This window comes from Leptospira tipperaryensis (assembly GCF_001729245.1).
In the GTDB taxonomy this organism is placed as follows: Bacteria; Spirochaetota; Leptospiria; order Leptospirales; family Leptospiraceae; genus Leptospira; species Leptospira tipperaryensis.
The window spans coordinates 1,562,104-1,585,452 of the sequence record NZ_CP015217.1; the positions used below are offsets into that span (position 1 = coordinate 1,562,104).

Genomic DNA, 23,349 nt, shown 5'->3' on the forward strand with positions numbered 1-23,349 from the left:
TAAAATGTTTAGAAAAAAAGAGAATTTTGTATGGGGTAGGGAATACAAAGGTTTGCCTATTAAGGCGGATTACCGCGTCCATGAACTTTGCTTTGATATCATTCGTAAAAATCTTGGAGATTCTAAAAAGCTGAAGGTGCTTGATATCGCAACCGGAACAGGATCATTTGCTCAAAGATTGATGGATTCTTTTCCATCTTGGAGTGTAGATATCAATGACTTTGAAAAGCAGGCTTTGATTAAGGCTAACAGGAAGTTTTCTCTCGATTTAAACGATTCGTTCAGCAAAAAAATTCCGGATACGAAATACGATTTGATCGTTGCGATTGAAATACTGGAGCATCTGGAGAATCCTTGGAATTTTATTCGAAATATTCGTAAGTTGTTGAAGCCGAACGGATTAATGATCATTACAACTCCGAACGGAGATTCGATGTTGGACCGCGTCTTTTATATCACCGAAGGTCATTCCATTTATTTCGGAGAAAGTGGTTACGAGAATTCGGTCGGTCATATCACGGAGGTTCCTGATTGGTTGTTTCGAAAAATCGCTCTGACGAATGGTTTTCAAAAGATCAAGTTGTTTGATTCGGTCGATACCAAACCGCTTCTCGGTATTAGAACGAGAGTTAAAATCTGGTTAATTAATCTTTTGTTCGGGCTATCGATGAAGAATAAAAATTCTCGTTCCATTAACGTCTATCTTTGTAACTAAATCATTCTTTCTTCTCCTTCTTCATGAATATTTTATTTTTTTCCGATGAATACATTAAATCTACAAAAGGTATGTATCGAGTCTGGAGCTGTCAGGCTTTAGAGGCAAGTAAAGACAATAAAGTAACTATTCTACTTAATAAAGAACACTGGGCCGTTGGTGAGACTTTCGATTTTTTTCGCGAGGAAAAGAGCGTTTCCGTAGAAACTCTTTTTTTTCCTCTCCCGGAAGAATATGTTAATAACGCTTTAGAGGCTTATTCTTCGAATTTAATCGTGAAAATTCTTAGGAAAGTAATTTATAATTTTCTTTCGTTTATTTCCGCACCTTTCTTTATTCTTCAATTTGTTGTAAGGCTTAGGAAAATTAAACCGGATGTTATTTATTGTCATAGTGGAGGCTGGCCGGGGGGTCGTCTCAGTCGACTACTGATGATAACCTCAAAAATTCTAAGAATTAGAAATAGAATTTTGATCCTTCATAATTTTCCAGCTAAACAAAATCGATTCATTAAATTCTTATATTCCTTCTCGCGTTTTATTCAAAGAAGAACGATGGAGTTCTCCGCAACGGAGATCGTCGCGGTTTCGGATTCTCTAAAAAAAGAATTGGAAGAGGAAGTTTTTTCTCGTTCCTTGAAAAGAGTGTATAATGGAATTCCGATCGATTACAAAAAAGACGAAGCAAAGCACACAATACAGGAGTTGAAATGGATTCCGAAAGCAAAAAAGGTCGTCGGTTTTATTGGATCTCTAGCTCCTCCGAAAGCTCCGCATACTTTAGTAGAAGCGTTTCAATTTGTTACCGCAAAAAGTGAGCTCGCTCTCTTAGGTCCCGGCGATCCGAATTACATTCAATATCTAAAAAATATTTCATTCGGTTATAAAAATCCAGTTACCTTCCTGGGATTTCACGACGACGTGAATCAATTTTTAAAACAAATCGACTTATTGGTCGTTCCATCAGCACATTTTGAAAGTTTCGGAATGGCGATTATAGAAAGTATGAGAATGAAAAAACCGGTAATCTGCACCGACTTTGGTGGGATGAAAGAAGTCGTCGTAAACGGCAAGACAGGGATTGTTGTTCCTGCGGGTGATGCGCATACATTAGGGAAAGCTATCGATTCTCTATTAATGAACCCTAAACTGAGTAAGGAAATGGGTCTCGCAGGTTATGATAGATTTATCCAAGAGTTTACTTCGTCTAAAATGAATTCTGAATATGAAAAACTTTGTACAATTCTTTAAGGAAATTTAATGAAAACTGTAATACTTTGCGGAGGCTTGGGGACTCGTTTGAGCGAGGAAACTACCGTAAAACCGAAACCTATGGTAGAGATTGCCGGGAAACCGATCCTTTGGCATATAATGAAAATCTACGAACACTACGGGTTTGGTGATTTTGTTTTAGCTCTCGGGTATAAGGGAGAAGTGATCAAAGATTACTTTTTAAATTATCACGCTAGAATGAGTGACCTTACGGTAAGTCTTAAGTCAGGCTCCGTTGAATATTCCAATCCGACTGCGGAAGATTGGAAAGTTCAACTCATCGATACCGGAGCGCTTACGATGACCGGAGGAAGATTGCTTCGTCTTCGAGATCAGCTTTCAAAGGAAAGGTTTATGGTCACTTATGGCGATGGAGTTTCCAACGTGGACATTCAAAAACTCGTAACTTTCCATAAGTCTCATGGAAAGTTAGCTACCGTAACCGCAGTTAGGCCACCCGTAAGATTCGGTGAATTGTCTATCGTCGGAAATCAAGTCACCCAATTTCAGGAAAAACCTCAAGCTGAAGAGGGTTGGATCAATGGAGGTTTTTTTATTTTTGAACCTGAGATTCTAAATTATATTCCGGATGAGTCTACGATGTTAGAAAGAGCCCCCTTAGAAGCCCTTGCGAGAGCCGGCGAATTGATGGCTTATCATCATCCCGGATATTGGCAGTGTATGGATACTCTTCGAGATAAGCAAACCTTAGAAGAATTATGGATTCAGAATAAGGCGCCTTGGAAATTTAGCTAACTATGTTTCAGAATATTTATCAGAACAAAAAAGTCCTGATTACTGGTCACACTGGGTTTAAAGGTTCGTGGCTTGCAGTTTGGCTTCAATCTTTGGGAGCGGAAGTCGCGGGATTTTCTCTCGATATACCGACTTCACCGAATCACTTTCAATTATTGGGCCTTAGCGATAAGACTAAAGATTATCGAGGAGATATCCGGGATCAAAAGTGCTTAGCCCAAGCAATTGACGATTTTCGTCCACAGATAATCTTTCATATGGCCGCACAAGCTTTGGTCAGGAAGTCGTATCAAGATCCGGTTTCTACGTTTGAAACCAATGTGATGGGGATGGTCAATCTTCTCGATTTGGTAAGAACGAGAGAATGGATCGAGGTTGCCGTTCTGATAACGAGCGATAAAGCGTATCGTAACGACGAATGGTGTTGGGGTTACAGAGAGACGGACGCACTCGGCGGTCACGATCCTTATAGCGGTTCAAAAAGTTGCGCCGATTTGGTCGCCTATTCATTCTATCATTCTTTTTTAAAAAATTGCAAAACGAGAGTGGCCATAACAAGAGCAGGCAACGTGATCGGCGGCGGAGACTGGGCGGCGGATCGAATTGTTCCGGATTGTATTCGTGCATGGAACTCCGGAGAATCCGTATCAATCAGAAGTCCTTTAGCAACTCGACCTTGGCAGCACGTATTAGAACCGCTTAGCGGTTACCTATTATTAGGTGCAAAGTTATATTTGGGACAGGAAGGATTGAACGGGGAAGCGTTTAACTTTGGACCCGATGCAAACGTAAACCAAACGGTTTCGGAATTATTGGACGCAATGGTTGAAAGATGGCCTGGAGTAGGATGGTCGGTGCCAAAAGGATTTGAAGGAGGCGGAAAGGAAGCTAATCTTCTGAAGCTTTCCTGCGATAAGGTTTTATTTCATTTAAAATGGCAGGCGGTGCTTGGTTTTTCTGAAACCGTAGATTTCACAGTAGATTGGTATCGAAACTGGATTGATAGAAAAACGGGAATCTATGATTTCACCGTTTCTCAAATCAATCGATACTGTGAATTGGCTTCTAAGAAGAAATATATTTGGGCCAAATAAGATGAGCGAAGAGACGCTGGAAGGAGTAATCATAACTCCTCTAAAAGAGATATTTGATCCGAAAGGATCTGTGCTACATATGATTCGTTCCGACGATCCGGAATATATAAGCTTTGGAGAATGTTATTTTTCGGAAGTTAATCCAGGATCTATCAAAGCCTGGAAAATTCATAAACGGCAAACTCAGAATTTTACCGTTCCTAAGGGAAAGATAAAATTAGTTTTGTATGATACCAGAAACGAATCCAAAACAAAGGGAAAAATTCAGGAGCTAATTTTAGGAAGACCTGATCAATATCAAAGAGTAAAAATTCCGCCAATGCTATGGTATGGTTTTACTTGCATTTCCGAAGAAAAAGCTTTGATTGTAAATTTTACGGATATTCCTCATGATCCAACTGAATCCGAAAGACTACCGGATCAGGATTCTTCGATTCCTTTTCAATGGAATTCATGAATAGAAAAAAGATTTTGATCACTGGTTCCTCCGGATTTTTAGGCGGAAGGATCGCAAAGTATTTAGCCGAATCGGATAAAAATGAAATCCGTCTCGGAACTACAAAAGATATTTTTTTACCGACTTATATTCGAAGCGGGAAAGTTGTCTCTATGGTTTGGGATTCGCAGTCGTCTCTGGATTCAGCCTGCCAAAATACTGAAATTATAATTCATTGTGCCGGGATGAATGCCTCGGATTGTACAAAGGATCCACGAAGAGCGCTGGAATTTAATGGGCATATAACCGGTCGTCTTCTTGATGCAGCTATAAAGAATGGAGTATCTCGCTTTTTGTTTTTATCCACGGCGCACGTCTATAGCAATTCGTTTGAAGGAATCATATCAGAATCCTCTTTAGTCACGAATATTCATCCTTACGCGACGAGTAATTTTGCCGGAGAGACCGAAGTTAACAAACGCACATTGGATGGAAAAATTTCGGGCATCAATATCAGGTTATCGAACGCGTACGGAGCGCCGGTCGATCCCAAAGTTGATTGCTGGATGCTGCTGGTAAATGATCTTTGTAGACAAGCAGTAACTACTAAACGGATGGTTTTGAAATCTACTGGAATTCAAAAGCGAGATTTTATTCCGATTCACGAAGTGTGTCGCGCGATAGAACATTTGATCACATTTTCTCTTGAAAAAACCGAGAACACTTTTAACGTTGGAGGCGGGCTTTCAATCTCCGTTTGGGAAATGGCAAAACTTATTCAAGAAAGATGTAGATTGGTTTTAGGTTTTTCACCCGAATTAGAGAGGGTTCAGCCTAAGGACGAGGAATATTCTTCCGACTTTAGATATGACGTAACAAAACTGCTTTCAAGCGGATTTGAATATTCCAACTTTGGCACGTCAGAGATCGATCAATTATTAAATTTCTGTAAACTGAATTTCAAAAACTAAAATAATTCCCGATGAAACCTTTGATAACGGTAGTGATTCCTACTTACAATCACGCGCATTTTTTAAAAAAATCTCTCGCCTCCGTGATCAATCAAACCTATTTGCATTGGGAAGCGATCATAGTCGATAATCATTCCACGGATAATACGGACGAAGTAGTCGACTCCTTTCGTGATTCTCGAATTTATTTAAAAAAAATAAATAATAACGGAATCATCGCCGCTTCTCGAAATGTAGGAATCAAAGAATCCAACGGCGATTGGATTTCTTTTTTAGATTCTGACGATTTATGGTTTCTAACAAAATTGGAAAAAATAGTCCATGAAATTCAAAGACAAAACAATGAGGTCGACGTAATCTGCAACGATGAACATATAGTTCGAATCGATTCGGAAGAAAAGGGGGTCTTAAACTACGGTCCTTTTGAAACGGACTTTTATCGTAAGATGTTGTTTTACGGAAACCGCCTTTCTACTTCGGCGACGACGGTTCGTCGGAAATTCTTAGAGGAAAAAAAACTTTTGTTTAGCGAAAGACAAGAATTTGTTACGGTAGAGGATTACGATCTCTGGCTTCGATTGGCGAAGGAAAATGCAAGATTCTTTTTTATTCCCGAGGTTCTTGGCGAGTATACTATTCACGGATCCAATCAATCCGGATCTTTGGAAAGACATTTAAATCATCTTGAAAATCTAATTCAGGAACATGTGTTTCATATTCAAGAATTCGAGAAGGACAAATTGAAACTTTGGAGAAAATTTAAGATTCGCTTGAAATTCGATAAGGGTTTTGTTTATTTACGCGAAGGAATCTTTCTACGTGCTTTATCTCTTTTGATACAATCTTTCTTTCAGTCTCCTATCGTTTCTATATCTTTGTTTGCCGCGAAATTCAAAAATAAGTTAAGCAATTCTTAATCTATCTTTATCAAATAAAATGAAAACAATATTAAATTCTTTGAAACTTTCCAAGGATGGAATTTTCTCCGCCGAAATTCCGACCTCATCTCAGGATGTGGAGTTAAAGCTTAGGAGCGAAGTCGCATCCAAAGACTATTCGGATTATTTCGAAGCGATCGCAAAGAATCATTCTATACCTGTAATGGATCGAGAAATTAAAAGATTTCTAAAAAATATCGGAACTACTGGGCTCATCTTGGATATCGGCGGCTGTTGGGGTTGGCACTGGAGAAATATTTCAAAGGATCGACCCGATGTAAAAATTATAATCGTGGATTTTCTACGCGAAAATTTAACCCACGCCCAAAAGCTTTTAGGAAATGCCGTTGGAGAATCGGTTTATTTAGTTCACGCCGACGCAACTTCCCTTCCTTTTTCCAATGAGGTTTTTGACGGAGTGTGGACGGTTCAGACATTTCAGCACATTCCTGATTTTAAAAAGGCTTGTAGCGAAGCATATCGAGTTTTGAAAAAGAACGGTGTGTTTGTTAATTATTCATTGAATATAACTCCGTTTAATCGAATGATTTATTTTCTCCTTGGTAAAAAATATCATCTTGAGGGTAGGTTGGAAGGAAGTTTTCTTTTGAACAAAGCAAACAAAGTTCAAAAGGAAGATTTGATCAGCCTCTACGGTGAAGGAAACGTAAAAGAAGGTTATTCAGAATGCTTTTTTCATCCGGATCTGCGACTGACTTTTGGCGGAAGAAAAAATAATTTCTTAGGCGTTTTAGATTATTACTTTTCCAAAATTCTCGGACTGAATTCACTTTTTGCACGTCAAAAAAGTTTTGAAGCGATTCGCCGTTCTTCTTGAGTTAGATGTCCATTCTACATAATATCTTAGCATCCACTTATCTTCCTTGGAAGACATACAACGCGTTGGGAAAAGCGTTGAGATTTAAGAAGAATTCTGAACTTAGAGTTTTACTTTATCATGATATTCCCATACAAGAGCAGTCCTTATTTCGTTCTCAATTGGTAAGAATTTCGAAAGACTGGAATTTTGTTTCACCTGAAATTTTTTCTCTTATGATTAAGGGCAAAAGGGAAATCGTCGGCCGTAATATTCTGCTGACCTTTGACGACGGTTACTTATCAAATAGAAGAGTTGCGGAAGAAGTTTTAAAACCTTTAGGAATTCAAGCCCTCTTTTTTATCATAGCTGATTTTGTAGATGTTCAAAATGAAAAGGAGAGGAAAATTTTTATCTCTCAGAATGTTTATCCGAACTTCTCTCCCGAACAAGTGCCGGATTCTTGGATTCCGATGAACTGGGGTGATCTTAAAAGTTTGTTATACGACGGCCATTTTATTGGAAGTCATACAAGGACACACGCCAGATTGTCAAAAATTCTCGATCCAATTCGATTGAATGATGAGATTGCCGTATCAAAAAGAATTCTTGAAGAGAAATTAAAAGTAAAGATTCATCATTTTGCATATACTTTCGGTGATTTAGCGAGTTTTAGTCCTGAAGCTCTTAGGATTGCCAAAAGCCATTACGAATTTGTATATACGGGACTACGGGGTGATAATAGAAATTCCCCCCCTTGGTCGATTCGAAGGGATGCAATTTCGCCATTGGATTCTCATTTTTTGACGGGGGCCTTACTTGAGGGCGGAGCGGATCTTTTATATAGAAAAAAAAATCAGATCTATGAATCCTGGGGAAGATATTGAAATTTTTACTTGCTCCCTTACCAAGTTTAAAAAGTTTACTGGTTTCTTTGTCTTTTAAAAAAATTGATGAAGAGTATTTATCGAAACCTTGGTTAAGAACGTCCGATACTTCGATTTGGTTTTCAAAATCGGCTTGGTCTTTGGCGGCGATCGCTATTTGGCAAAGAATCCGTTTAAACAAAAAGGAAATTTATTTCTGGATTCCTGATTATTTCTGTAATACCTCTTTGTCCTTGCTTCGTTACTTAGATGTAAGACTGGTATTCTATCCGATTCAGGAGGATAGAGAGCCGAATTATTCTGCCTGTAAAGAATTACAAAAAGCGAATCCTATCGATGTCTTTGTCTTGGTTCACTACTTCGGAAAGGCGAGTAACGCTAATCGAGCCTTTGAATTCTGCAGCGGGAAAAATGCAATTCTTGTGGAAGATGCCGCTCATGTTCTCAAGCCGATAAAAGGAATCGGAGAAAAGGGTGATTTTATTCTTTATAGTCCTCATAAACATCTACCGATTCCGGACGGGGCTGTCCTTGTGATTCGAAATTCCGGTCCTTCTAAAATTGAGTGGGGGACTAAAGATGGAAATTCTATCCTTGAACATTGCGATGCGCTTGGTTCCGATATTAAGACAGAAAAAATGGTTGCTACAAAATGGATTTTAAAGAGGTCGCTTCAAAAATTTGGACTTCGTAATGTTAGAAAATTTAATCCTGAATTTTTAGAAGATGTTTCGATCGCTGTGCGCACGCAACGGACAATGTCCAATCTTTCAAAGCGTTTGTTAAACGATATCGTTCCAGAAATGAATCAGGTCGCGCGGAAAAAGTCTGAGATTCAAAAAATTTGGGATCAAGTTCTATTAGAAAAATATAAAATTATTTCAGATCGCGATTCGGATTGGACTCCGTATTTATCCGAATATTCTTTTGATAATATAGAATCTGCAAATTCTCTCTTTGCGAAATTGGCTCAAGACGAGCTTCCCGTTTCTACGTGGCCGGATTTGCCGCCTGAAGTTTTAACGGCTGAGAAGGAACACTCCACAGCTATTCGACTGAGAAAAACTTCTTTTTTTCTTCCACTGCATTCTTCTGTATCCGAATCAGAAATCTCAAAGATTGCGTTTAAAGATTCAAAGAAATCTTTTTTAAAAATTATAGAATCCACTCTCAATCAAACCCAATGGGATAACGAATTGGAATCGATCGTAAGGACAAATTTGTTACAGTCCTGGTCCTATGGGGACGCTAAGTATCAAATCGAAGGCTGGAAACCGAAAAGAATTCTTCTGATGATAGAAGGGAAGAAAGTTGCCTTAGTTCAAATCTTATCCAAAACATATTTTTATTTTTTTAGGGTGATACGAATCAACAGAGGCCCTCTCTATTTTCGAGATGTGAACTTGGAAGAAAAGTCTTTGGTCTTGGATTATCTTACTAAATTCGCTTCGATTTGGAAGGGTTCCGTTTTGTTTTTTAATCCGGAGATGGATTTAGAAGGGCGCAATCTATTGACGCTTTATCAAAAAGGATTTAAAAAACGAAATCAATTACCATGGTCTTCTTCTTACGTCGATCTAACTCAAAGTATCGATGAACTTAGAAAAAACTTGGATAGCAAATGGCGGAATATGTTAAACGTTTCTGAAAAAAACGATCTTACCATTGAAGTATCCGAGGATGATGAAAGTTTTCGGTGGATGTTGGAAAAATATTCCGAGCTTATGTCAGAGAAAAAATTTAACGGTATATCCATTCCTTTATTAAAACGACTTCGAGAATGTTTTTCAGATCGAGAAAAACCGTTGATTCTCATTGCAAAACACAAGGAAGAGCGAGTCGCGTGCATTTGCGTTACAGTTTCAAATCAAACCGGTATGTATTTGGTAGGATGGAATGGGGAAGAGGGACGAAAATTAAAGGCGAATCAATTTCTTCTTTGGAACGCGATTGTTGCTTTGAAGGAAAGAAATTATATCCAATTTGATCTGGGCGGAATCGACGAAGTGAATACTCCGTCCGTCGCTGAATTTAAACTAGGAATCAACGGCGAGAGATATACCTTAGCCGGGGAATTTATCCGATTCTAAGGTTCGAATGATTTTAGGAATTGACGCTTCAAATATACGAGGCGGCGGGGGCGTTACACATTTAGTGGAGATGTTAGGAGCCGGTGAGCCGAAAGAATACGGCTTTGATAAAGTTTTTATCTGGGGCGGGAGTCCGACCTTAGATAAAATCGAAGCTCGTTCTTGGTTGGTAAAAATTTACGAACCCTTATTAGATCGCTCTCTTTTTCATCGATTCTTTTGGAGTCGTTTTTTATTAAGCAAAAGAATGAAAGAATCGAAGTCCGATATTTTGTTTGTTCCCGGTGGTTCTTATTCCGGTTCATTTCGACCATTTGTAACGATGAGCCAAAACTTGCTTCCTTTCGAATGGTCGGAAATCAGGCGATACGGATTTTCGATAAGCGCATTGCGGTTGATTTTACTTTTCTTTTCTCAATCTTTTACCTTTCGTAAAGCTAAAGGAGTCATTTTTCTGACGAATTATGCCAAGAAGATAGTTTTAAAGAAAGTTAAAATATCACTTGATCGTGTCGCCATAGTCAACCATGGAATCAATCAAAAATTCTTTCATGCAGTAAAGATTCAGAAAGATATCGGCGAATATTCGAATGAGAAACCCTATCGTATTCTTTACGTTTCTTTTATCGGAGAATATAAACATCAGTGGAACGTAGTTCGCGCCGTGTCAAATTTGAAAAAACAAGGATTTCCGGTGACGCTGGATCTGGTTGGAAGTCCGGATGATCCTCTTGCGGTAAAAAAACTCAAAGACGTTCTGGATCAGGAAGATGCAGAACGTCTTTTTATCCGATATCACAGTTTGATTCCTTATTCCGAAATCGAGAAGAAGTATATAGAGGCGGATCTTTTTGCATTTGCATCTTCCTGCGAAACCTTTGGACAGATTGTGACAGAAGCGATGGCTGCCGGACTTCCGATTGCATGTTCCAATCTTTCGGCTATGCCTGAGATTTTACAAGACGCGGGAAAATACTTCGATCCTCTAAACGTAGATTCTATAGAAGAAACTATAAAATCAATGATCAATTCTAAAGAAACTCGAAAGGAAGTTTCGGAAAAAGCCTTTCAACTTGCGAAAAGTTTCTCTTGGAAAAAGGCAGCCAATGAAACTTTCGAATTTTTGCAAAAAGCGACGGTTACTAAGTAATGACAGAAGAAATGAATAGAGAGAAATTAGTTTCTCTAATTCTATCCAAACTTTCATCAAAGAAAGAAGAATTAAAAAGAGACTTTCAAGAATCGATTCACGAAGTCGGAGTCCGATATTGTTTTTTGGAAAATCTACTTCCGGAAGAGATTGCCAATCGAATTCAGACAGTTTTTCCTAAAAAACATGAAATGAGACTGATGGATAGTTTTCGGGAAAAGAAATATACTTCGAAAAATTTTGATCAATTTGATCCAATTTTAAAAGATATCACTTTTGCGATTCAAGATAAAAGAGTGATTCAACTTGTGGAAGAGATAACGGGAATTATCGCACAAAGACCGGACCCATCGCTCTACGCGGGCGGTTTAAGTCTTATGGTAAAAGGGAACTTTTTAAATCCTCACATAGATAATTCCCATGAGATGACGAGGACGATGTATAGAACTCTCAACCTTCTTTACTACGTAAATCCAAACTGGTCTTTGGAGAAAGGTGGAAATTTAGAGCTGTGGGATCCGCGCGTCAAACGAAGTGTCACCGTCGAAAGTAAATTTAATCGTTTGGTAATGATGGAAACCAATCCGTGGTCTTGGCATTCAGTAAGTCCGATTAAGGTAAACGAAAATCGAATCTGTGTCTCTAATTATTATTTTTCGGAGATTTCTCCGATCGGAAAAGAATACTTTAATGTAACGAGTTTCAATGGGCGACCGGAACAAAAGTTAAGACGTCTTTATTCCAGTGTCGACAATATGCTAAGAAATTTCCTGAGATTAATGAAGCGTGACGGACTTGGTAAAAAAGACGTTTATCAAAATAGCAAAGTATAGAGATAAATCAAGTGAATCCATCGCATAAAATATTGGTTCTCGGTGCTTCGGGCATGTTGGGTAGCGCCATCTATAAAATATTCTCCAATCAATTCAATTTTGAAGTTTGGGGAACCGTGAGAAGTCCGGAACATATAAGATTCTTTCAAGAGAAAGAAAGAAAAAATTTAATCACAAATTTTGACGTGACGAATCAAGATGATTTAACGCGAATTTTTTATGAGATCAAACCGGACGTCGTCATCAATTGTATCGGAATTATCAAACAACAAAAGATCGCAAATTATCCGCTTACGGTATTACCGATCAATTCTTTACTACCTCATAGATTATCGAATTTATGTAAACTGATCGATGCTAGACTTGTTCTGATAAGCACCGACTGTGTTTTTAATGGAAAACAGGGAATGTATTTGGAGACGGATATACCAAATGCAGAAGACCTTTATGGAAAATCAAAAGAGATAGGAGAGGTCATGGATGAAAAAAACGTTTTTACGCTTAGAACCTCGATCATCGGGCATGAATTAAATTCCGCATATTCATTAGTAAATTGGTTTCTATCGCAAGAGGAACAGGTAAAAGGTTTTTCTAAGGCGATCTTTTCCGGTTTTCCGGCGTCCGAACTTGCGGAAATAATAGGAACCTACGTAATTCCAAATCCGAATTTATTCGGGGTCTATCACATTTCTTCCGAACCCATTTCTAAATACAAATTGTTGGAACTAATTCGCAAGACTTACAATAAAGATATTCAAATTATTGAAAGTGAAGAACTAACAATAGACCGATCTCTGAACTCGCAAAAATTTCGAAAAGAAACGGGTTTTTCTCCAAAGGGATGGGAGCGTTTAGTACAAGATATGAAAGAATATAAAGAAAAATATTTGGATTCAACTCATGTTTCATAATAAAGTTTTAATGATTACCGGCGGCACTGGGTCGTTTGGAAATACCGTGCTCAAACGATTTCTCAACACAGAGGTTCGTGAGATTCGTGTTTTTAGTCGCGACGAAAAGAAACAAGAGGATATGCGAATTTCCCTCGCGAACGATAAGGTTAAATTCTTTATAGGCGATGTGCGAGATTATGACAGCGTATCCGAGGCGATGGTAGGCGTGGATTACATCTTTCACGCAGCCGCTCTAAAACAGGTTCCTTCCTGTGAGTTTTATCCGATGGAGGCGATTAAAACCAACGTATTGGGTACGGAGAATGTGATCAAGGCTGCGATTGCTAATAAGGTAAAACGAGCTGTGGTTTTGAGTACGGATAAAGCCGTCTACCCGATCAATGCAATGGGAATCTCAAAGGCGATGGCCGAGAAATTGCTTGTTGCTAAGTCGAGGTTTATACCAGAAGGAGGAACCGTTTTATGCGCGACTCGATACGGAAATGTAATGGCTTCCAGAGGGTCTGTAATTCCGCTTTTTGTGGAACAATTAAAATTGAACGAACAACTTACAATCACGGATCCGAATATGACAAGATTTCTCATGTCCTTGGAGGATTCTTTGGATCTGGTTTTGCATGCGTTTGAGAATGCAAGACAAGGAGACATTTTTGTTCAAAAGGCACCGGCCTCCACGATTCTTGATTTAGCAACGGCGCTAAAGGAATTATTCAAAAAGCAAAATGAGATTAAAATTATCGGTACTCGTCATGGAGAAAAACTCTATGAATCCTTGGTTTCAAGAGAAGAGATTGCAAAGGCGGAGGATATGGGAAGGTATTTTCGTATTCCAGCTGATAACAGAGATTTGAATTATAATAAATACTTTATCGAAGGTGAAGTAAATGTTTCCGAGTTTGGGGATTATACTTCGCATAATACAGACAGGTTGAATGTATCTCAAGTAAAAGAACTTTTGCTCAAACTGGATTATATCCAAGAGACACTCAATGCTTAAAGTGATGACAATCGTAGGCACCCGGCCCGAACTGATCAAGATGAGTAGGGTGATCGCCGAGCTGGACCGAAGTTTTCAGCACATTCTGGTTCATTCGGGACAGAATTACGATTACGAATTAAACCAAGTATTTTTTGAGGACTTGGAGATTCGCAAACCGGATTATTTTTTAAACGTCGCCGGCGAGACCGCGACTACGACGATCGCTCAGGTTTTAATCAAAGCGGACGAGATTTTTGAAATCGAAAAACCGGACGCTCTTCTTTTATATGGAGACACGAACACTTGCCTTTCTATTATCTCGGCGAAGAGAAGAAAGATTCCGGTCTTTCATATGGAAGCGGGGAATCGTTGTTTCGATCAAAGGGTTCCTGAAGAATTGAATCGAAAGGTGGTGGATCACCTGAGCGATATCAATCTCGTTTTAACGGAACACGCCAGACGTTATCTGTTGGCAGAAGGGATTCGACCCGAAACGATTATAAAAACCGGATCTCACATGGACGAGGTTTTACAGTATTATCGAGAAAAAATCGATCGATCCATGATTCTTAAGGAACTGAAATTAGAAGATCAGAAATATTTTATCGTAAGCTCCCACAGAGAAGAGAACGTGGACACGGCTGAAAATTTGCAAAATCTATTAGAATCTTTGAATGCGATTTGTGAAGAATATAAACTCCCGGTCATCGTCTCTACTCATCCTAGAACTCGAAAAAGATTGGAAGGTTTTAAGGAATTGAAGATGAATCCTTTGATAACTTTCTTAAAACCCTTCGGATTTTTGGACTATATACGTTTGCAAATGTCGGCGTTTTGTATTCTTTCCGATAGCGGAACCATTACGGAAGAGGCTTCTTTACTGGAACTTCCCGCGATTACGATTCGAAACGCTCACGAGCGTCCCGAGGGCATGGATGTAGGAACTCTCATTATGAGCGGTCTTAAGAAGGAAAGAATCCTGGATTCGATCCGGATTGTAACGAATCAGAATAAATCGGGAACCGGTAAAAAGAGAGTCGTAGAAGATTATACCGCTGGTGAAGTTTCAAAGAAGATTGTGAGTATTGTTCAGAGCTATACCGATTATATCAATCGAACCGTCTGGCATAAAAGCTAATCGATTCCTATGAGGATTTGTATCATCGTTGACGACTATCTTCCGGAAAGCACAAAAGTCGCCGCGAAGATGATGCATGAACTTGCAGTAGGATTTCGCCGGAAGGGTTACGAAGTTATGGTTGTTACGCCAGGGCCGAACTTGTCTCGTTCGTTTGAAGTTACGGTTCTTGATGGGATTCGAATCTATAAATTTCGATCAGGACAGATTAAAAACGTTCATAAAATCAAAAGAGCGGTCAATGAAATTTTATTATCTTATCGCGCTTGGAAATATTTGCGTAATGAATTCCTTGAAAACGAAAACGATCTGATTCTCTATTATTCACCGAGTATTTTTTGGGGAACGCTTGTCAAAAAATTGAAAAAACTTTGGCGAGCGCAAAGTTTTTTGATCTTAAGAGATCTCTTTCCTCAGTGGGCGATAGACAACGGAATCTTAAGGGAAAGTTCGCTCATCACAAAATTCTTTCAATATTTTGAGAGGATCAATTACAACGCAGCCGATACGATAGGCATTCAGTCGTATAAAAACAAAGAATGGTTTGAAAAGCAATATCCTATATACAAAAACCTTCGGGTCCTATTCAATTGGGTCGAGAATGCACCGATAAAATTAGAGACAACCCCCTATCGAGAGCAACTCGGCTTGAAAGAGAAAGTCGTTTTTTTTTACGGAGGAAACATCGGACATGCGCAGGATATGGGTAACATTCTAAGATTGGCAAAAAATTTGAGAGAATTTCCGGTTGCCCATTTTGTATTGATCGGCGCCGGAGACGAGGTGGATCTTGTCAAAGAAACCGTGATAAAAGAATCGCTTCCAAATCTTACGCTATTAGAACCGGTCTCTCAGAATGAATTTAAAAATCTATTGGCCGAGTTTGATGTCGGTCTTTTCTGTTTAAATCGGAATCATCAAACTCATAATTTTCCGGGAAAGGTGTTGGGTTATATGGTTCAATCGATGCCTATTTTAGGCTGTGCGAATCCAGGAAACGATCTAAAGGAAGTGGTTGAAGAAGCTAACGCAGGTTTTGTTAGCATTTCTGGAGACGATTTGCTTTTTAAAGAGAATGCAATCAAACTCTTGGACAAAGCGTCCAGAGTAAGAATGGGTTCAAACGCAAAAAAATTAATGGACGAAACGTTTTCCGTGGAAGCTGCAGTCCATCAATTGGATCAATTCATTGATACAAGAAATTGATCCATTAAAATATTACACTTTATTAAAATAATATCTATGAATTATGAGCGCCGACATTCTAAAATTTACGAGCAATTCTTTCTCAGTCTATCCTTTCAGATTTTTATCGGATGGTTGCTTTTAATTTTGGGAATTTATATCACATTGGGATTTGTCGTAGGCTGGAATAAAGAAATTCTCTTTTATGAAAACAATTTTAATACGCTCGTCGCTAGCATATTTTCATTTTCTTTTTCGGTGATTTCTCTCCGGAAAATTTTCAAATTTCCGGTTGCTCAGTCCTCTGCGTATATTCTTCCGATCGTTACTTTTGCATACGCGTTGATTATCGCTTATTTTTTCTTCAATCGCAAGTCGTATAGCAGTCAGGTTCTCACCTCAGCCTATATGATTACTTTGGCCTGGTGTTTTTCCGGATATTTTATCGGACATCGTTATCGAATTCTCAAGATTGCGTTCATACCTTTGGGTTCGGCAAAGACGATGGAAAATACTCACGGCGCGGAGTTCTATCCTTTGGATGAGCCGTCGTTAAAGAATCAAGAATACGACGCAGTGGTCGCAGATCTTACTTCAGACGAGCTGACTCCTGAATACGAAAAATTCTTAGCAAAATGTACACTTTCCGGAATTCCGGTTTACCATACAAAACAGATCAAAGAAGCGCTGACGGGAAGAGTGAAAATTCATCATCTTTCGGAGAACGATTTCGGTTCTCTTCTGCCTTCACAGTTTTATGGATTTCTGAAAAGAACAATCGATCTGTTTGCGTGTTTGATTTTAATTCCGCTGATCTTTCCTTTTTTGGCGATCACCGCGTTGATCATTAAGATTGAAAGTTCGGGACCTGCGATCTTTCGTCAGAAAAGAATGGGTTACAGAGGTAAAATTTTTACCATGTATAAGTTCAGAAGTATGTATTCCGATATAAGAGGTCAGAAATTTACGGAAGGTCCCTCCGATCCAAGAATCACAAGATTCGGAAAGCTAATTCGAAAGTATAGAATTGATGAGTTGCCGCAGCTGTTCAATGTGTTCTTTGGTTCTATGAGTTTTATTGGGCCAAGACCGGAATCTTACGAACTTTCTCAGTGGTATGAAAAAGAAGTCCCGTTCTTTAGCTATCGACACATTGTACGTCCCGGTATCACCGGTTGGGCGCAAGTGGAACAAGGATACGCCGCGGAAGTCGAAGGGATGAACGTAAAGCTAGAATATGATTTTTATTATATTAAGAATTTTTCATTCTGGTTGGATATGCTTATTACTTTTAAGACGATCAAGACGATTGTAACGGGCTTTGGCTCTCGATGAATTTTAGAAAAATAAACAAATGGATTAGAAATACGGTTTGGAATCTATGTCGCTAATAATTATCGCATTCGGAATTTTAAATATAACCCTTTCATACTTCTTACTAAAGAAGACCAGTTGGATTTTAATATTGATTCAATCCTATTGGTTTTTTTGGATGTTTATTTCCTCGCTTTCTTTGACGGGATTGTTTGTTCCTTCGGATTTTACGTATTATCTTTATATAATGCTTTTATCCTCGCTGACGATTGGAGCGGGCTTGTATAGAGTCTATTTTACTTTCAAAGAAAAAAAACAGAATGTTGATGAGAAATCCTTTTCTGTTTTCGGAATCTTAGACGACCAAAAGGAATTTTATTATTTTGTATTTATTCTGATTTTCGTTTTTCCGATCGTTTTGTTTTTCCTTTTGAAATCCCTTTATCTCAATCTCTCGCCGGACGCTATGCCACCCTCTCTCTTTAGAGCTCACGCATTTGGGGTTTATGGCGATTCTATTTTATTTGGGAAAAACAAATATTTATACTACTACTCCTTGGCGATCAATCCACTGATACTTGCGACATTGTTTTTAGGAGTCGGCTTTTATCTTCGATTGGAGAAGAAGAGAGTTTTGATACTTGGTTCGGCGCTTGTTGCAATGGATACCCTCATGATGCTGGGTAGATTTGGGTTTTATTATATTCTTATTATGCTTTTCTTGATCCTATTGATTAAGTTTCTAAGGGATCGGCAAAACATTCTAAAATCCTTCACTCTTCCTCGTGTAATTGGAGTTGGGTTGGTTTTTATTTTGATTTTTTCCATAGGGACATTGAGAAGTTCTGGGAAAAAAATTGATTTAAAAGAATTTATCAATGTATTCATAATAGACTATCATACTGAGTCTTTTTCCATGTTCGATCACGAACTAAAAGATAAGGATTCGCTTTTACACGAAAGGACATACGGTAGATCTTCGCTCGGCGGTATAGAGAGAGGTTTTTCGTTTCTATTAGGCTTGTTTCGAATTCCATTTCAGTTTCAAGTGCAGAGTGATTTGATTGGGGGTTACTTGCATAAGAATCGTCTGTTGGGTTATACCTCGGATGGTCAGCCGAAAGAATACAACGCGTTCGGATCCGTGCTGTTTAGTTTATACAAAGATGGAGGGATTCCTTTTACCTTGTTGCTCGGGACATTATTCGGTTTTCTTTTATCCAAATATTCCCAGTCCATGATCTCCTTGAAACCATTTCAGCTTTCTATTTTGGCTTCTTTATTGTTTATCGGAATCTTCGGTCTTTTTCAGCCGGTCCTTGGCGGTCCGATCTTGTTGACCATTCTCTTTATCGCTGTGTTTTCGATTCTCTAAGCAATCTTTAGCCATTTAGAGAATGAAATTGAAAACATATTCTGATGTAAGAAAAATCTTTTTTTTCAATCTGCTTTCATTAGAAAGATTACATCCGCTGTGCTGATGCGAGTAAACGTTCTTTCATTTATAAAACATTGCCTTCCATCTTAAATAAAATCTACCTCCGCTATCCAAATCTAAAAAGAATTCTCCATAACAGCGGTTGGCTTTTCTTTGATAAGCTTTTTCGAATGGGAATGGGGATGTTTCTGGGAGTCTGGATCGCTCGCTATCTCGGTCCGGATAGTTACGGCAAGCTTAATTACGTAATCGCCTATATCGCGTTAGTTGGAAGTTTTACCAATCTCGGCCTGGATGGGATAGCGGTTCGAGAGTTGATCAAAGATAAGACGTATAAGGAAGAAATCCTTTCAACCTCCTTCTTTTTGCAATTTGTTGCGGGTCTCATCGCATATATTATTAGTCTGGGCCTCATATTCGCGCTTAGACCTGGAGAAGATGACGTCTTCTGGATGGTCTGTTTGATCGGATTCACTTTGAGCTTCCGAGCGATCGGAGTTGTGAAATATTGGTATGAAGCACAGGTTCTATCAAAGTATTTCGTTTGGCTCGAAAATGGTCTCTTTGTAATATTTTCCGGAATAAGAATTTTTCTCATCTTAAGAGGGTTTACGGTCTTTGCATTTGTATGGGTCGGACTTGTCGAATCGATCCTCAATCTTTTCGGTTATTATCTGATCTATAAATTTCATGAAGGTAGGCTTTCCATCCGACATGCAAATTGGAAGAGGGCAGTCGATCTTTTACGAGACAGTTGGATGCTTTTACTCTCAGGTCTTGCGATTATCATATATATGAGAATCGATCAAATTATGATCGGTCAGATGTTAGGCGACGAAGCGGTTGGGGTCTATACGGCCGCAGTAAAGATCAGCGAAGTTTGGTATTTTATTCCGATGGCGATCGCGTCTTCTCTTTTTCCTTCGATTTTGAAAGCGAAGGAATTCAATCAAGAACTCTATTTGAGCAGATTAAAACTTCTTCATTCTGCTATGCTCTTAATTGCGCTTTTGATAGCAATTCCGATGAGTTTTTTATCGGATCCGATTATTCGTCTTCTATTTGGAACTCGATTTTTCGAAGCGGGAGTTATTTTAGCGATCCATATTTGGGCCGGTACATTTGTTTTCGTGGGAGTGGCGAGTAGTCGTTATTATCTTACTGAAAATTTACAAAAAGTTGAACTTTATAAAAGTATCGTGGGTTGTTTATCAAATGTAGTTCTAAATTTTATTTTGATTCCGATTTACGGAGTGAAAGGCGCAGCGATAGCTACCGTTATCTCTCAGTTTTTGGCGAGCGTGTTGTTTAACGTTTTCCTCAAGAGGACAAGGGAGATATTTTTTATTCAATTGGGGTCCATTAATTTTATATCCTTCTTTCGCCAGATAAATCAGCTTAGAAGATCATTTTGAGAATCAATGAGAGTTCTCTATGATCATCAAATTTTTTCGATGCAAAATTTCGGAGGTATTTCTCGTTATTTTTACGAAAGTATAATCCGACTTAGAAAAAATCATAACGTGGAGATCGATCATTCTATTTTATATTCTTCTAATGAATATCTAATAGATCGAACGATTTTCCCTTTAGAAAAGCCTTATACGTTTCAAGATTGGATCCCATGGATTCAGTTTCGAGGGAAGTATAGAATCTTTCGATTGATGCAGGTCTTAGGTTTGCTCCCTGATCCGAAATCACGGATGAACAAAGAAATTCTCCGTAAGATTGAACGTTCAGACTTTGATCTATTTCATCCAACTTATTATTCTTCGTATTTTTTAAATACTCTTAGAAAGATTCGAAAGCCCTTTGTATTAACGGTCTACGATTTGATTCACGAAAAATTTCCAAGTTATTTCCCCGATGCGGAGGAAGTGATTAGGAATAAAAAAATTTTGATTGAGAATGCAACCGGCATCATCGCAATTTCCGAAAGTACAAAATCAGACCTCATCCAATTTTACAATTTGCCGGCAGTTAAAATTAAGGTAGTTTATCTCGGCTCGTCTTTCGCTTCCGATCTGAAGGCGAATAAGAATTCAAATCTTCCTAAAAAGGATTATTTACTCTTCACTGGAAATCGTTCTTATTATAAGAATTTTTCTTATTTTCTTGAGAGTATTCGAACCCTATTTGAAGAATTTCCTAAACTTCAACTCTATTGCGTCGGAGGCGGAAATTTTCAAAAAGAAGAAATCGCTCTGATTAAAGAATTAGGCCTTACGGGTAGAGTCGAACAGTTTCATTTTGAAAGCGACGAAGAACTATCGGAGTATTATAAAAATGCGTTGCTCTTTGTTTTTCCTTCGCGTTACGAAGGATTCGGAATTCCTCTCTTAGAGGCCTTTAGTTGCGGAGCGCCCGTCGTTTGCAGCAATACTTCTAGTTTTCAAGAGGTTGCGGGTGACGCAGCCTTTTATTTTGATCCGGATTCGAAAGAGTCAATTTACGATTCTGTAAGAGAAGGAATTATCAATCCCGAAAAAAGAAAAGAAAAGATTCAAAATGGAAATAGACAAATTAGTAAGTTTTCTTGGGATAAGTCTGCCAAAGAAACGTTCGAATTTTATCAGAGTATTCTCAAAGGATAAATCGATTTAAGGATGAAAGCCCCTGTTCTTTTAATAGCATTCAATCGACCGGATTTTACCTCGATCGTTTTTGAAACGATAAGACAATATAAGCCAAACAAATTTTACTTAGCCGTAAATGCGCCTCGGGCCGACAAAGAAGGTGAAATACAGAGATGTGCTGATGTCCGAAGTATTTTAAAAAAAGTAGATTGGGACTGTGAAATCCATACGCTCTTTCGCGAAGAACATCTACAGCTAAAAATATCAGTGAGTTCGGCGATCACCTGGTTTTTTGAGAATGAAGAAATGGGGATCGTTTTAGAAGATGATATAGTTCCAGACCCGACCTTTTACATTTACTGCGAGCAATTATTAGAATATTATAAAGATGACTCCCGTATCGGAATGATCAGCGGAGATAACTTTGGGTTTGGTTATCGAAGAAATCAGGATAGTTACTATTATTCTTTATACACTCATATTTGGGGATGGGCTTCGTGGAGAAGGGCTTGGCAAGGTTATGACGTTTATATGAAGGATTACGTCGAATTCTTTAAAGACGGATGGTTAAGGGATCTTTTTCCCGATCCGATAGAGTTTCAATTTTGGAAAAAGAATTTTGATGCTGTTGCTTATGAAAATTTTGAGACCTGGGATTTTCAATGGGTTTATCATAACTTAAAAAACGGTCGATTGAATATAATGCCGGTAATAAATCTTATAAAAAATATCGGCTTTGGAGAAGGCGCTGCCCATACAATCCATCCAAGTCCTTATGCAAATATGAAGACTGAATCGGTTTCCTTTCCGCTAAGTCATCCGAAATTCGTGGTTCGAGATTTGGAAAGTGATGCTTTTTCAAAAAAAACGTTTATAAATCCTGATAAAAAGATGAAAGATCGTATTTTCAATTTATTGAATCCGCTTCGTATTGTAATTCGACTAAGGAGTTATCTACTTGGAGCCAACTAAGGATGAAATTGAATGTCGACTTTGCGGCTCAGTTGCGAAGAAAGAATTTCAGACAAAAGTATTAAATCAGTATAAAGTCGTATATTACAAATGTCGCGATTGTGAACTTCTTCAATCCGAGTTTCCTTTTTGGTTGGAAGAAGCGTATAATAAAGCGATCTCGATTTTGGATACTGGTATTTTTTTACGAAACAATGAGAACGTAAAAAAACTAACACTTCTTCTCACCGAAGTGCAAACCCAGTGGAACGAAAAAAGTTTTTGGAAGTCTTTGTTTCACAAACCAGCGCCCTATCAAGGCAAGGTTCTCGATTACGGAGGGGGTCATGGGATTCTTGTTCGCCTAATGCGGGACGTAGGGTTTAATTGTTTTTGGTACGATAAATATGCAAAGAATGATTTTTCAGAAGGCTTTGGTTTTGAACCAACTGAAAATTACGACGTTGTTCTTGCTTTCGAGTTATTCGAACATTTTGACAAGCCGAAAGAAAATATCATAGAGATACTTCATTTTCAAAAACCCAAATTGCTGATATTTTCAACCCTTCTTTACGGAGCAGAAACTCCCGATATGAATTGGTGGTATTATGCATTTGAGGCCGGGCAACATATTGCCTTCTTTAACGAAAAAACGTTGGCGAAACTGGAGACCTTAACAGATTACCTTGTATGTTCTTTAGCACCCGATTTTCATCTATTGATCAGAAAGGATCTTAAATTGGACTTTCGAAGATTACGGAAGAGTATCCGCAATGTGGAAAGTCGTTTTCCGTCTTTTCGAAAATTATATAAAACGAAAACTTTTGAGGACCATCTTCTCCTGAAAAATAAAACAAGTTCGGCTGAAGAAAAAATCTAAGGAAGAAGTTGCCAAA

22 protein-coding genes are annotated in these 23,349 nt (G+C 38.4%); all 22 read left to right on the plus strand.

The features are described from left to right. Positions 1-4 precede the first annotated feature (4 nt). The 22 genes from A0128_RS07460 (at position 5) to A0128_RS07565 (ending at position 23,333) form a co-directional block, all read left to right on the plus strand. On the plus strand, positions 5-715 hold the full coding sequence (locus A0128_RS07460; RefSeq protein WP_069606931.1) for a class I SAM-dependent methyltransferase: 711 nt from the start codon (positions 5-7) through the stop codon (positions 713-715). A gap of 71 nt (positions 716-786) precedes the next feature. Beyond that, positions 787-1,965: a glycosyltransferase gene (locus A0128_RS07465; protein WP_245667213.1), complete on the plus strand. Its 1,179-nt coding sequence runs from the start codon at positions 787-789 to the stop codon at positions 1,963-1,965. Positions 1,966-1,974: 9 nt separating this feature from the next. Beyond that, positions 1,975-2,742 (plus strand): glucose-1-phosphate cytidylyltransferase, encoded by a 768-nt coding sequence (gene rfbF, locus A0128_RS07470; RefSeq protein ID WP_069606933.1) that lies wholly within the window; start codon positions 1,975-1,977, stop codon positions 2,740-2,742. Positions 2,743-2,744: 2 nt separating this feature from the next. Beyond that, positions 2,745-3,836, plus strand: coding sequence for a CDP-glucose 4,6-dehydratase (gene rfbG / locus A0128_RS07475; protein WP_069606934.1), 1,092 nt, complete (start codon positions 2,745-2,747; stop codon positions 3,834-3,836). A gap of 1 nt (position 3,837) precedes the next feature. After that, positions 3,838-4,293 (plus strand): dTDP-4-dehydrorhamnose 3,5-epimerase family protein, encoded by a 456-nt coding sequence (locus A0128_RS07480; protein WP_069606935.1) that lies wholly within the window; start codon positions 3,838-3,840, stop codon positions 4,291-4,293. Then, entirely contained in the window at positions 4,290-5,243 is a 954-nt protein-coding gene (locus A0128_RS07485) for an SDR family oxidoreductase (RefSeq protein ID WP_069609186.1), read from the plus strand. The genes A0128_RS07480 and A0128_RS07485 overlap by 4 nt, the downstream gene beginning before the upstream one ends. Positions 5,244-5,254: 11 nt before the next feature. Further along, positions 5,255-6,160 carry a glycosyltransferase family 2 protein gene (locus A0128_RS07490; protein WP_069606936.1) on the plus strand — a complete coding sequence of 302 codons (906 nt, stop codon included), beginning with the start codon at positions 5,255-5,257 and terminating at the stop codon, positions 6,158-6,160. A gap of 19 nt (positions 6,161-6,179) precedes the next feature. Then, positions 6,180-7,019 (plus strand): class I SAM-dependent methyltransferase, encoded by an 840-nt coding sequence (locus A0128_RS07495; RefSeq protein WP_069606937.1) that lies wholly within the window; start codon positions 6,180-6,182, stop codon positions 7,017-7,019. Positions 7,020-7,024: 5 nt separating this feature from the next. Further along, positions 7,025-7,885: a polysaccharide deacetylase family protein gene (locus tag A0128_RS07500; RefSeq protein ID WP_069606938.1), complete on the plus strand. Its 861-nt coding sequence runs from the start codon at positions 7,025-7,027 to the stop codon at positions 7,883-7,885. After that, positions 7,882-9,975, plus strand: coding sequence for a lipid II:glycine glycyltransferase FemX (locus A0128_RS07505; RefSeq protein ID WP_069606939.1), 2,094 nt, complete (start codon positions 7,882-7,884; stop codon positions 9,973-9,975). Before A0128_RS07500 ends, A0128_RS07505 begins: the two co-directional genes overlap by 4 nt. Before the next feature lie 7 nt (positions 9,976-9,982). Continuing rightward, positions 9,983-11,125, plus strand: coding sequence for a glycosyltransferase family 4 protein (locus A0128_RS07510; RefSeq protein WP_069606940.1), 1,143 nt, complete (start codon positions 9,983-9,985; stop codon positions 11,123-11,125). A gap of 11 nt (positions 11,126-11,136) precedes the next feature. Continuing rightward, the gene (locus A0128_RS07515; RefSeq protein ID WP_245667214.1) at positions 11,137-11,958 is read left to right on the plus strand and encodes a 2OG-Fe(II) oxygenase; all 822 of its coding nucleotides are present in this window, start codon (positions 11,137-11,139) and stop codon (positions 11,956-11,958) included. 11 nt (positions 11,959-11,969) lie between these two features. Next, positions 11,970-12,869 carry a dTDP-4-dehydrorhamnose reductase family protein gene (locus A0128_RS07520; RefSeq protein WP_083244085.1) on the plus strand — a complete coding sequence of 300 codons (900 nt, stop codon included), beginning with the start codon at positions 11,970-11,972 and terminating at the stop codon, positions 12,867-12,869. Next, a complete protein-coding gene (locus A0128_RS07525; RefSeq protein WP_069606942.1) occupies positions 12,859-13,869 on the plus strand; it encodes a polysaccharide biosynthesis protein in 1,011 nt (336 codons plus the stop codon). Before A0128_RS07520 ends, A0128_RS07525 begins: the two co-directional genes overlap by 11 nt. After that, complete coding sequence (wecB, locus tag A0128_RS07530) at positions 13,862-14,989, plus strand: non-hydrolyzing UDP-N-acetylglucosamine 2-epimerase (RefSeq protein WP_069606943.1); 1,128 nt, start codon at positions 13,862-13,864, stop codon at positions 14,987-14,989. The genes A0128_RS07525 and wecB overlap by 8 nt, the downstream gene beginning before the upstream one ends. 9 nt (positions 14,990-14,998) lie before the next feature. Further along, on the plus strand, positions 14,999-16,195 hold the full coding sequence (locus A0128_RS07535) for a glycosyltransferase family 4 protein (protein WP_069606944.1): 1,197 nt from the start codon (positions 14,999-15,001) through the stop codon (positions 16,193-16,195). A gap of 36 nt (positions 16,196-16,231) precedes the next feature. Continuing rightward, entirely contained in the window at positions 16,232-17,509 is a 1,278-nt protein-coding gene (locus A0128_RS07540) for a sugar transferase (protein WP_069606945.1), read from the plus strand. 46 nt (positions 17,510-17,555) lie between these two features. Beyond that, positions 17,556-18,863 carry an O-antigen polymerase gene (locus tag A0128_RS07545; protein WP_069606946.1) on the plus strand — a complete coding sequence of 436 codons (1,308 nt, stop codon included), beginning with the start codon at positions 17,556-17,558 and terminating at the stop codon, positions 18,861-18,863. Positions 18,864-19,009: 146 nt separating this feature from the next. Then, complete coding sequence (locus tag A0128_RS07550) at positions 19,010-20,341, plus strand: flippase (protein WP_069609188.1); 1,332 nt, start codon at positions 19,010-19,012, stop codon at positions 20,339-20,341. 6 nt (positions 20,342-20,347) lie between these two features. Further along, a complete protein-coding gene (locus A0128_RS07555) occupies positions 20,348-21,520 on the plus strand; it encodes a glycosyltransferase family 4 protein (RefSeq protein WP_069606947.1) in 1,173 nt (390 codons plus the stop codon). A 12-nt stretch (positions 21,521-21,532) separates the two neighbouring features. Beyond that, complete coding sequence (locus A0128_RS07560) at positions 21,533-22,474, plus strand: glycosyl transferase (RefSeq protein WP_069606948.1); 942 nt, start codon at positions 21,533-21,535, stop codon at positions 22,472-22,474. Continuing rightward, positions 22,461-23,333, plus strand: coding sequence for a class I SAM-dependent methyltransferase (locus A0128_RS07565; protein WP_069606949.1), 873 nt, complete (start codon positions 22,461-22,463; stop codon positions 23,331-23,333). The genes A0128_RS07560 and A0128_RS07565 overlap by 14 nt, the downstream gene beginning before the upstream one ends. Positions 23,334-23,349: the final 16 nt, after the last annotated feature.

Bases quoted from the DNA above. Each gene is read 5' to 3' on its own strand.
- A0128_RS07460 (WP_069606931.1), top strand. From the start codon at position 5: ATGTTTAGAAAAAAAGAGAATTTTGTATGGGGTAGGGAATACAAAGGT.
- A0128_RS07465 (WP_245667213.1), top strand. From the start codon at position 787: ATGTATCGAGTCTGGAGCTGTCAGGCTTTAGAGGCAAGTAAAGACAAT.
- rfbF (WP_069606933.1), top strand. From the start codon at position 1,975: ATGAAAACTGTAATACTTTGCGGAGGCTTGGGGACTCGTTTGAGCGAG.
- rfbG (WP_069606934.1), top strand. From the start codon at position 2,745: ATGTTTCAGAATATTTATCAGAACAAAAAAGTCCTGATTACTGGTCAC.
- A0128_RS07480 (WP_069606935.1), top strand. From the start codon at position 3,838: ATGAGCGAAGAGACGCTGGAAGGAGTAATCATAACTCCTCTAAAAGAG.
- A0128_RS07485 (WP_069609186.1), top strand. From the start codon at position 4,290: ATGAATAGAAAAAAGATTTTGATCACTGGTTCCTCCGGATTTTTAGGC.
- A0128_RS07490 (WP_069606936.1), top strand. From the start codon at position 5,255: ATGAAACCTTTGATAACGGTAGTGATTCCTACTTACAATCACGCGCAT.
- A0128_RS07495 (WP_069606937.1), top strand. From the start codon at position 6,180: ATGAAAACAATATTAAATTCTTTGAAACTTTCCAAGGATGGAATTTTC.
- A0128_RS07500 (WP_069606938.1), top strand. From the start codon at position 7,025: ATGTCCATTCTACATAATATCTTAGCATCCACTTATCTTCCTTGGAAG.
- A0128_RS07510 (WP_069606940.1), top strand. From the start codon at position 9,983: ATGATTTTAGGAATTGACGCTTCAAATATACGAGGCGGCGGGGGCGTT.
- A0128_RS07515 (WP_245667214.1), top strand. From the start codon at position 11,137: ATGAATAGAGAGAAATTAGTTTCTCTAATTCTATCCAAACTTTCATCA.
- A0128_RS07525 (WP_069606942.1), top strand. From the start codon at position 12,859: ATGTTTCATAATAAAGTTTTAATGATTACCGGCGGCACTGGGTCGTTT.
- wecB (WP_069606943.1), top strand. From the start codon at position 13,862: ATGCTTAAAGTGATGACAATCGTAGGCACCCGGCCCGAACTGATCAAG.
- A0128_RS07535 (WP_069606944.1), top strand. From the start codon at position 14,999: ATGAGGATTTGTATCATCGTTGACGACTATCTTCCGGAAAGCACAAAA.
- A0128_RS07540 (WP_069606945.1), top strand. From the start codon at position 16,232: ATGAATTATGAGCGCCGACATTCTAAAATTTACGAGCAATTCTTTCTC.
- A0128_RS07545 (WP_069606946.1), top strand. From the start codon at position 17,556: ATGTCGCTAATAATTATCGCATTCGGAATTTTAAATATAACCCTTTCA.
- A0128_RS07555 (WP_069606947.1), top strand. From the start codon at position 20,348: ATGAGAGTTCTCTATGATCATCAAATTTTTTCGATGCAAAATTTCGGA.
- A0128_RS07560 (WP_069606948.1), top strand. From the start codon at position 21,533: ATGAAAGCCCCTGTTCTTTTAATAGCATTCAATCGACCGGATTTTACC.